Source organism: Kocuria sp. KRD140 (genome assembly GCF_017168375.1).
In the GTDB taxonomy this organism is placed as follows: Bacteria; Actinomycetota; Actinomycetes; order Actinomycetales; family Micrococcaceae; genus Kocuria; species Kocuria marina.
In genome coordinates this window covers 379,120-387,390 of sequence record NZ_JABFAW010000001.1, presented here as the reverse complement: position 1 = coordinate 387,390, position 8,271 = coordinate 379,120, and the positions used below count along the sequence as shown (strand labels likewise).

The 8,271-nt window shown below is 69.9% G+C and carries 6 protein-coding genes; 5 read left to right on the top strand and 1 reads right to left on the bottom strand.

Going from position 1 to position 8,271, the window contains the following annotated elements; translation table 11 throughout:
- Positions 1 to 66 precede the first annotated feature (66 nt).
- The 5 genes from J1M36_RS01675 (at position 67) to J1M36_RS01655 (ending at position 5,937) form a co-directional block, all read left to right on the top strand.
- Positions 67 to 2,208 (top strand): MMPL family transporter, encoded by a 2,142-nt coding sequence (locus J1M36_RS01675; RefSeq protein ID WP_342358272.1) that lies wholly within the window; start codon positions 67 to 69, stop codon positions 2,206 to 2,208.
- 110 nt (positions 2,209 to 2,318) lie between these two features.
- Complete coding sequence (gene serB, locus J1M36_RS01670; RefSeq protein WP_064845282.1) at positions 2,319 to 3,248, top strand: phosphoserine phosphatase SerB; 930 nt, start codon at positions 2,319 to 2,321, stop codon at positions 3,246 to 3,248.
- A gap of 66 nt (positions 3,249 to 3,314) precedes the next feature.
- Positions 3,315 to 4,097 carry an ABC transporter ATP-binding protein gene (locus J1M36_RS01665; protein WP_131332912.1) on the top strand — a complete coding sequence of 261 codons (783 nt, stop codon included), beginning with the start codon at positions 3,315 to 3,317 and terminating at the stop codon, positions 4,095 to 4,097.
- A gap of 9 nt (positions 4,098 to 4,106) precedes the next feature.
- Positions 4,107 to 5,012: a sulfite exporter TauE/SafE family protein gene (locus tag J1M36_RS01660; RefSeq protein WP_206478510.1), complete on the top strand. Its 906-nt coding sequence runs from the start codon at positions 4,107 to 4,109 to the stop codon at positions 5,010 to 5,012.
- 94 nt (positions 5,013 to 5,106) lie between these two features.
- Positions 5,107 to 5,937 (top strand): RNA methyltransferase, encoded by an 831-nt coding sequence (locus J1M36_RS01655; RefSeq protein WP_342358267.1) that lies wholly within the window; start codon positions 5,107 to 5,109, stop codon positions 5,935 to 5,937.
- A gap of 345 nt (positions 5,938 to 6,282) precedes the next feature.
- On the opposite strand, the gene J1M36_RS01650 is transcribed toward J1M36_RS01655, so the two are convergent.
- Positions 6,283 to 8,271, bottom strand: a 1,989-nt coding sequence (locus J1M36_RS01650) for a S8 family serine peptidase (RefSeq protein ID WP_241246691.1), incomplete at its 5' end; no start/stop codon positions are given.

Here is an 8,271-nt window from a genome sequence, read left to right as displayed (position 1 = left end):
GTCCCCGAGCACGCGGAGGACACCAAGAGCGCCGGACCGGACGCGGGCGGAAAGCGGCCGGGGTGGGTGCGCCGGCTGATCCCCGTGGTGCTCGTGCTTGCGTGGCTGGGGGTCATGGGCGTGGGCGGACCCACGTTCGGCAAGCTCTCGGACGTGGTGTCCAACTCGCAGACGGACTTCCTGCCCGTGGACTCGCAGGCCACACAGGTCCAGGACCGGCTCGGGGAGTTCCAGGACTCGGACGGTGTGCCGGCCATCGTGGTCATGGAGTCCGAGAACGAGATCACGCCGCGGCAACTACGCGCGATCGGGACGAACGCGCAGGCCCTGGGTGAGATCCAGGACGTCCTGGAGGTCTCCCCGCCCATCCCGAGCGAGGACGGCAAGGCCGTGGAGATCATCGCCCTGGTGAGCTCGGAGGCGGACACCGGCACCGTGGTCGAACACCTGCGCGAGCGACTGGCCGAGGACACCCCCGAGGGACTGTCGGTGGCCGTGACCGGTCCGGCGGGACTCGTGGCGGACCTCTCGGCGGCGTTCGCGGGTATCGACGGGTTGCTGCTGATCGTGGCCCTCGTGGCGGTGCTCGTGATCCTGGTGATCGTCTACCGCTCGCCGCTGTTGCCGTTCCTGGTGTTGCTCACGAGTGTGGGCGCGCTGTGCGGGGCGATCATCACCGTCTACTTCCTGGCCCAGCAGGGCTGGATCGATCTCAGCGGGCAGACGCAGGGGATCATGTCGATCGTGGTGATCGGTGCGGCCACCGACTACGGGCTGCTCTACACCGCGCGGTTCCGCGAGGCCCTGCACCACACGCCGTCGCGCTGGACCGCGACCCGTATGGCCTGGAAGGGCACCGTGCCCGCCGTGCTGGCGTCCGGGACCACGGTCATCGCGGGTCTGTTGTGCCTGCTGTTCTCCGCCCTGACCTCCAACCGCGGCGTGGGTCCGGCCACCGCCATGGGCGTGGTCTTCGCGATCCTCGCCGGTCTCACGCTGTTGCCGGCGCTGCTCGCCCTGTTCGGTCGGGTGGCCCTGTGGCCCCAGATGCCGCGCGTGGACGAGAACCCCGAGACCCACGAGCAGGCCATGAACCCCTACGACCACAAGGGGCTGTGGCCCTCCGTGGCGCGCCTCGTGGACCGGAGGTCGCGCGCGGTGTGGCTCGTGTGCGCCGTCGTGCTGGGCGCCGCCGCCGTGGGCGCGAGCCAGCTCGACGCGGACGGCGTCCCGCAGTCCGAATTCGTGCTGGGGGAGTCCGAGGCCCGCGACGGTCTGGCGGTCATCGAGCGTCACTTCCCGGGCGGCGCGGGGGATCCCGTGTACGTCCTGGCCCCGCAGGAGGACGCCCAGGCGGTTGCCGAGCGGTTGTCCCAGGACGACGACGTCGCGTCCGTCGCGTTCACCGCCCAGGACTCCCCGAACGGGACCCTGCCGTATCCCACGCCGCAGGGCGGACCCCTGGCGAACGCGGAACCCACCGTGAGCAACGGGGACGTGCTGATCCAGGCGACCCTCACCTACGCGTCCGACTCCGAGGAGGCCCAGGCCACGGTCACCCGCTTACGCGACGATCTCGCCGGGATCACCCCCGACGCGAAGATCGGCGGGACCACCGCCGTGCAGGTGGACACGATCGCCGCGTCCGAACGTGACCGCGCGCTGATCATCCCCATCATCCTGGCGGTGATCCTGCTCATCCTCATGGTGTTGCTGCGCAGCATCCTGATGCCCGTGCTGTTGATCGCCACCACCGTGCTGTCCTTCTTCTCCGCGCTCGGCATGGCCACCCTGGTGTTCCACCTCATGGACATCAACCAGGCAGACCCCACCGTGCCACTGTTCAGCTTCGTGTTCCTCGTGGCGCTGGGGATCGACTACAACATCTTCCTCATGAGCCGCGTGCGCGAGGAAGTCGTCACCGCGGGCCACCGCAAGGGCGTGCTGGCCGGACTCATCACCACCGGCGGGGTCATCACCTCCGCGGGCATCGTGCTGGCCGCGACGTTCGCCGCGCTGGCCGTGCTGCCCATCCTGTTCCTGGTGCAGCTGGCCATCATCGTGACGATCGGCGTGCTCATGGACACGATCATCGTGCGCTCGCTGCTGGTGCCCGCCCTGGCCCTGGACATCGGCCCCCGCTCGTGGTGGCCCTCGCGCGTGGGCAGCCCCGGGAAGCACCGCGCCCTGCCGACGACGCCGCGCTGAGTCTTCCTAACGCCGCTCGGCTTACGTGCCCGCGGCCCGGGAACGGGCCGAGCGGCGTCGTGCCGGTGCCTTCTTTGTGCGCGCTTCCGCGGGGCCGATAAACTGCGACCATGTCCCAGAACTGTGCTGTCGTCGCCCTGGCCGTGTCCCCGGAGGACGGCGCCACCGAAGCCGTCCTCGACGCCGTGGAACGTGCCGGTGCCGTGGTCGAGACGCACAACTGGGTGCGGGTCACGGGGACCGCGTCGGACGGGCAGGCTGCGGACGTGGAGGGCTACAACGCCCTGACCGTGCGCGTGCAGACCGAGGACCCGCAGCAGTTGCGCCGCGCCTTGCAACCGGACCCGCAACGGCAGTTGCTGCCGGGGATCGACCTCAACGTGGTGCCGCACACCTGGTTCGACCAGTCTCGCAAGAAGCTCGTGGTGCTGGACGTGGATTCCACGCTCATCCGCCAGGAGGTCATCGAACTGCTCGCCGCCCACGTGGGCCGCGAGGCGGAGGTCGCCGCGGTCACGGAACGCGCGATGCGCGGTGAGATCGACTTCGCGGCGTCCCTGCGCGAGCGCGTGGCCGTCCTGGAGGGACTGCCCGCCTCGGCGATCGACGACGTCGCTGCCGCCGTACGGCTCTCGCCCGGAGCCAAGGTGCTCGTGCAGACCCTGCTGCGCGAGGGACACGCGGTGGCCGCGGTCTCGGGTGGCTTCAGCCAGGTGCTGGACCCGCTCGCGGCGCACCTGGAACTCACCCGCGCGGCCGCCAACGAGCTCGAGATCCAGGACGGCGTGCTCACGGGACGCGTGGCCGGGCGCATCGTGGACCGCGCCATGAAGGCGGAGGTCATGGGGCAATGGGCCCAGGAATTGGGCGTGGCACCGGAGGACGTCATGGCCGTGGGGGACGGCGCCAACGACATCGACATGGCCCGCGCAGCCGGGCTGTCCGTGGCGTACCGGGCCAAGCCCGCGCTGCGGGAGGTCGCGGACACCCAGGTGAGCATCCCCAACCTGGACGCCCTGCGGTTCTTCCTGGATCTGTGACCGAGCCGGGTTGCCACGGAGCGCCGGACCGCGAACCGGCGCGCGCGGGGCACTAGAGTTGCCGTCATGAGTTCAGTGCTTGATCTGGTGGACGTCACGGTGGTCCGCGGCGAGAAGACCCTGTTGGACGGCGTGAACTGGACCGTGCGGGACGGGGAACGGTGGGTCATCCTGGGCCCCAACGGCGCGGGTAAGTCCACGCTGTTGTCGATCGCCGCCGCCCGGTTGCACCCCACGCGCGGCATGGTGGACATCCTCGACGAGATCCTCGGCGCGGTGGACGTCTTCGAGCTGCGCCCGCGGATCGGTGTGAGCTCCGCACCCCTGGCCGGTCAGATCCCGCATGCGGAGACCGTGGCCAACGTGGTGCTCACCGCGGCCTACGGCGTCACGGGGCGCTGGCGCGAGGAGTACGACGACGCCGACGTCCAGCGCAGTGAGGAACTGCTCGAGGCCTGGGGCTTGGGGGCCCTGCGCGAGCGCACGTACGGCACCTTGTCCGAGGGCGAGCGCAAGCGTGTTCTGATCGCCCGCGCCCTGATGACCGACCCCGAACTGTTGTTGCTCGACGAACCCGCCGCCGGTCTGGATGTGGGCGGGCGCGAGAAGCTCGTGCAGCGCCTCGATGAACTCGCCCGGGACGAGGCCGCCCCGGCCACGGTCATGGTGACCCACCACCTCGAGGAGGTCCCGGACGGGTTCACCCACGCGCTGTTGCTGCGTGAGGGTGCCATCGTGGCAGCCGGTCCGGTGGCGCAGGTGATGACGCAGAAGAATCTCTCCCACACCTTCGACATGCCCCTCAAGCTCGTGCGCGTGGCCGATCGTTACGCGGCGTTCGCCCGCTGATCCGCCTCCATGCTGACACTGTCCTCCGCCATTGTCCCCGCGGAGTTCTTCGGTTCCGGCGGGACCGTGGGCTTCGAGTGGTGGCAGGTGCTGCTGATCCTCGTGGCCGGGTTATGGGCCGGGACGATCAACACCATCGTGGGGTCCGGCACGCTCGTGACGTTCCCGGTGCTCGTGACCATGGGGGTTCCCCCGGTCACGGCGTCCATGTCCAACGCCATGGGGCTGATCGCCGGTAACCTCACCGGCGCGTGGAGCTACCGCAGTGAACTGCGTGGGCTGACCCGCACGCTGGTGAAACTGCTGCCGTGCTCGATCCTGGGCGGTGTGATCGGCGCTTCCCTGCTGCTGCACCTGCCCGAGGAAGTCTTCGGCGTGGCCGCGCCCGTGCTGATCGTGGTCGCGCTGCTGTTCGTGGTATTCCAACCCACGCTCCAGGCCAAGGTACGCGAGCGCAAGGAACGTCAGGCCCGGGACGCCGCGGCCGGCGGCCTGGATGCCCCGCAGGCGGGGGAGACGGCCACGGGCACCGAGGCCGTGGACCGGTCCCCGCAGCCCCTGATGTTGTACGTGCTCGTGTTTTTCGCAGGCATCTACGGCGGGTACTTCGTGGCCGCGCAGGGCGTGTTGCTCGTGGGCATCCTGGGTGTGTTCCTGCTGGCCCCGCTGCAATCGGCGAACGCGGTCAAGAACGCCCTGGTCGCGGCGGTGAACATCGTGGCGGCGGTGTCCTACGTGCTGCTCGCATTCGACCGGATCAACTGGTGGGTCGTGGTGTTCATCGCCCTGAGCTCCACTCTGGGGTCGTGGCTGGGCGCCAAGATCGGTAAGCGGCTGTCCCCGGTGGCGCTGCGCGCCGTGATCGTGGTCCTCGGTCTCGTGGCGCTGACCAACATGGTTTCCCAGGTGTTCTGACCCTTCCTCGTCCCCCCTCCTGTCGTCCGACGGGTCCCGTTCTTCCGAAACCCAGTCCGTTCAAAGCCTTGTTCCTCCGATTCCCAGGATGTCCGTGAGCACTCCCGCGCCCCTGTCCGAACGCATCGTCCCGCTGACCGACCCCGCGGATCCGCGCGTGGCCGACTACACGAGCCTCACGGACGTGGCCCTGCGGCGTCGGCTGGAACCCGAGCGCGGGCTCTACCTCGCGGAATCGTCCAAGGTGCTGCGGAGAGCGCTCGACGCCGGCCACCGGCCGCGCTCGTTCTTCATGGCCGAGAAGTGGGTTGAGGGGCTGCGCGACGTGCTCGAACGCTACGACGTGCCCGTGTACGTGGGCTCCGACGAGGTGCTCGAGCAGATCACCGGGTTCCACCTGCATCGCGGCGCGATCGCGGCCATGCAGCGCCCCGAGTCCCTCGAGCTCACCGAGGTCCTCGCACGGTCACGGCGCGTGGCGATCCTCGAGGACATCGTGGACCACACCAACGTGGGCGCGATCTTCCGTTCCGCCGCGGCCCTGGACGTCGACGCCGTTCTGGTCACCCCGCGCTGCGCCGACCCGCTCTACCGCCGTGCCGTGCGGGTGTCCATGGGAACCGTGTTCCAGGTCCCGTGGGTGCGCCTGGAGCACTGGACCGCGGATCTGCAGCAGGTCAAGGATGCAGGGTTTCTCACGGCGGCCCTCGCCCTGTCCGACGACGCCGTCACGGTGGACGAGCTCGCGGCCGAGCACCCGGAGAAGTTGGCGCTGATCCTCGGGACCGAGGGCCAGGGGCTGAGCGCGGCCACGCTGCATCACGCCGAGCGGCACGTGATCATCCCCATGAGCCACGGCGTGGACTCGCTCAACGTGGCCGCGGCGAGCGCGGTGGCGTTCTGGGAGACCCGCCCGCAAGGGTGACCGTCGCGATTTCGTCCGGGTGCCACCCTGGCCCATCTTGCTGCCCCGCACCGCATGCCCGCCCATGAACTTCCAGGCACCCTAAGGCCAGCCACGAGTTTCTGGGCACCCCGAGGCCATTCGCGGGGGTCTTTCGTGGCCTCGGAGTGCCGAGGAGTTGCCCAGGTGTCCTCGGAGTGCCTCGGAGTTGCTGGACGGCGCGGTGGTAGCTGGGAGCTGCGCGAGGCGCAGAGGTGGCAGTGCGCCGTCGGCGGATACGGGCTGGGAATGACCGCAGGGTGGTTCCCCGGGAAGGGAACCGCCCTGCGGCGTTGTCGATGTCCCTCACGAGGGAGGGGCGACCGGTCAGCGGGTGGTCCACACGCCGCGCTGGGGGGTCCAGTGGGCGGTCACGCCGTTGGAGAAGCGCTGGAGCACCTCGCCGCCGCTGCGGTACTCATCCGTGACGGGCCAACCCCATCCGCGTTCGAAGCCCGCGCGCTTCCACGCGCCACCGATCCCGCCGGTCTCCTTCACGGCATGAGGGCCCATGGCGGGGGTCCACAGCACCTTGGTGAGCGAGGACCCGTTGCGGAAGAGCTGGTAGGCGCCGCCGGGGACCCGGCGCTCGTCCGAGCTGGGGTACCCGTAACCGCGCTCGCGGCCGGCGGCGATGAACCTGGAACCGATGGCCGTGGGGTTCTCCACCACGTAGGCGCCCGTGGAGCGGCTCCAGTAAATGGTGGTCTTGCGTCCGTTCTTCACGAACTCCTGGTAGCGACCACCGTTGGCGGCGTTGGCCTCGTTCATCACGGGGTTGCCCCACTTGGCGGCGCCACCGGTGGCACGCCACTTGGAACCGATCCCACCCGCGGTGGTGTAGGACGCCTGGACGGTGGTGCGAGGCGTGACGGCGCGCACGGCGGCGGCGGGGTCCAGGTTGAGCGAACCCAGCGGGCCGCTCGCGGTGGAGGTCAGCAGCTGCTCGATCCGCGCAGGGGTGATCCCGGGGTCCCGCTGCTTCATGAGCGCCACGGTGCCGGAGACCAGCGGGGTGGCCATCGAGGTCCCGTAGAGGTTGCCGTAAGTAGGAGCACCCGGGACCGTGGTGCCGGAGTTGAACGTGGAGAGCATGGGGTTGGCGACGGTCCCGCCCGGGGCCAGGATGTCCACGACCGCGCCGGTGTTGGAGTAGCCCGCGGTGTAGCCCGTGGTGTCCGAGGCGCCCACCACGATGGTGTTCGCGCAGTTGGCGGGGGCCGTGCCACCGGCGTTGACCGAGCTGTTGCCTGCGGCCACGACCACGGGGACCTTACGGCTGACCGCGGTGTTGATCGCGTTCTGCATCGTGGTGCCGCACTGGCCCGGGTAGTTCAGGGACAGGTTGATCACGGACGCGGGATTGCGGTTGGCCGGCTGTCCGGCCACGGGAGCACCCGCGGACCACGAGATGCCGTCCGCGATGTCCGAGACCCACCCGTTGGTGCACTTGCCGAGCACGCGCACGGGGAGGATCTTGGCGCCGGGTGCCGCGCCGCTGATCCCCGCACCGTTGTGGGTCACACCGGCGGCGAGACCGGCCACGTGGGTCCCGTGCCACGAGGAGTTGCGGGCTCCAGCGGAGCACTCGCCGGGAGCACTCCAGTCGCCCTCGTCGCGGGGGTTGGCGTCACGCAGGTCGTAGTCGCGGGAGAGGTTCGTGTCGTTGATGAAGTCCCGTCCGGGCACCACCTTGGAGCCCAAGTCCCCGTGCGGGGTGATCCCGGTGTCCAGCACGGCGATGGTCTGTCCGTTGCCGCGGGACATGTCCCACGCGGCGGGGAAGTTCACGCCGCCCTGCTGGGGGAGCAGGCTCCACTGGAACTGGGTATAGGTGTCGTTGGGCACCCAGGACGCGGAGGCGAGCCGGTCCGCTTCCGCGTATTCGACGGCGGGGTTGGCCTGGATCTCGCGCACGAGGTCCTTCTGCTCGGACTCGTCCAACTCGCGGTCCAGTTTGATGACGTCCGCTCGCGTGGTGGTCTGCTTGACGTGTTCCTCGACCTCGGGGGTCTTGGTGTCACCCAGTGCCTGTTGGGCGGCGGTGTCTACGACCTTCTCTTTGGCGGCCTCCGGGGCCGCCGTGTCGCGGAACTTCACGATCACGCGATCGGATTCGGTGGGCGGGTCGGAGGGCACCGTGGCGGCGGGGGCGTCCGGGCCGGCGGCCGGGTTGGTGGGTGCGGCCACGGCGGGTTGTGCGGTCAGTGCCAATGCGGCGGTGACGGCGAGAGGCAGGACCGCGCGGCGCACCAGGGCGCCCATGGAACCAACCGACGGAGGAGTGGTGGCAGGGGGCAGGGGGGAGTGCAGGTG